The sequence below is a fragment of the Ideonella sp. P3_A4 genome (assembly GCF_056403075.1).
This window is the reverse complement of the sequence record NZ_JBFUGE010000962.1, coordinates 1-1,665: the sequence shown is the minus strand read 5'-3', so window position 1 is coordinate 1,665 and position 1,665 is coordinate 1. Positions and strand designations below refer to the sequence as shown.

General features: G+C 68.0%; 2 protein-coding genes. Both read right to left on the bottom strand.

The window, feature by feature from the left end:
• On the bottom strand, positions 1-1,329 hold a 1,329-nt coding region (locus AC1DYI_RS34895; RefSeq protein ID WP_477208678.1), incomplete at its 3' end, for a hypothetical protein.
• Between the two features lie 175 nt (positions 1,330-1,504).
• Positions 1,505-1,665 (bottom strand): 50S ribosomal protein L31 (gene rpmE / locus AC1DYI_RS34890; RefSeq protein ID WP_477208679.1); only part of this gene is annotated, 161 nt, incomplete at its 5' end.

The following is a 1,665-nucleotide window of genomic DNA, read 5'->3' as shown; positions in this document are numbered from 1 at the left end:
CGTCAATAGCCAAGCCAGTGCCACGCCACTGGCCGGCAACACCAGGCTCTTCCAAAGCGGGTGGCGGTTCCGTGAGGTGCGCCAGCGCACCAGCCACAGCCAAGCTACCGTGCCCAGCGCGGCCGCCACCAACTCGATCARCGAAAAGCGCGGGACGAAGCCAGGCGCCAGACGCAGGATGTTGGCCATCGGCTTGGCCGGCAYGCCGGTCTGCATCGACAGATAGATGACCCAGACCGCCAGGCCCGCCAGGCTGAAGAAGAAGACCGAGAACCAGTCGATGGCGGAGCCGGCGCTGCGCTTGAGTGTCGGCAGCGAGAAGGCCGCCAGCACGGCCAGCCCTGGCGTCGCGAGCATCAGCGCCCGGTCCGAGCCGCCCATCGCAATGCAGGCCACGACGCCGACGACCACGGTGACCAGCGGCACGGCGATGTGCCGCCGCAACCAATGTTGACGCCAACGCCACAGCGTCCAGAAGGCCAAAGGCCAAGCCGGCCAAGGGAACCAGAGCAACAGCCGGCCGGTGCCCGCGAGGCTGGGTGCATTCAGCCTCGATTGCCAGGCCCCGAGCAGTGTGGCGACGCCGACAGCCAGCGCCAGCGAAGCCAGCAGCCACGGCCAGAGCGAGCGCACTTCGGCGTAGCTGGAGCGCAGGATCACCACCAGCGCCATCGCACCCAGCGCGACGGCCATCGATGGCGCACCGCTGCTGGCCAGGGCCGGCAAGGCGAGCAGCAGGGCGGCACGCACGGCAGTCGAGCGGTAGGGCGCTGCGGCCAGTGCCCATAGCCACAACGCCACCTCGCTCAGCTGCATCAGCTCGGGCGTTGTCTCATGGCCCAGCTGCAGCAGGCCCAGCGTGGCAATCGTCGCCAGCAGTGCGCCGTCGGCCAGCGCGCGGGCATAGTCGATCGGATCGGCTTCGCCACCGAACGCGAAAGGCACCGGCTGTGCGGCTTCGGTGCGCGCCAGGTTGAAGGTGGCGTACCAGACGAGTGCCAGCGTCAGCGCCAGCAAGGCGGCAAAGGGCAGGCGGGCGGCCAGCGCCGGGTCCATCCAGGTGCCCAGCAGCTTGATGAACATGGCGCCGAGTGCGTGCGGCAACAGCGCCGTTTCGGCCGGCAGATCACCCAGCGTCGGCGCCCACCAGGGCGTTCGGCCTTCGGCCATGCCCATCATCGTGGCGAATGCGGTCAAGTCCGCGTTGCGCCAAGGGTCACGGCCAAAAAGGCCAGGCAGCAGGTAGGCCGCGCAGAACATCACCAATGCCAGCCGCGGCAGGCGCTCGGCCGCACGTTGGGTGACGAGTGCAGGGGTCGGTTGGTTCACGGGCGGGATCATGCCAAGGTCAGAAGGCGGTCAGCCGGTGGGCGGCAAAAGAATTGCAGCCGGGCTCGCCGGACGGAAATCGGCCCCGAGGCTGCGGGGAGCGGAAGCACACGGCCGCGGAAAAAGAAAAAGGCAGCCGAGGCTGCCTTTTCCGTCCGGGCGTGAGCCCCCAAGATTACTTCTTGAGGCCGACGCGGGCGAACTTGTTGCGGAACTTCTCGACGCGGCCGCCCAGCGTATCGATGCTCTTTTGCTGACCGGTGTAGAACGGGTGCGATTCGCTGGTGGTTTCCAGCTTGTACAGCGGCAGCTCGCGGCCGTCGTCCATCTTCACGG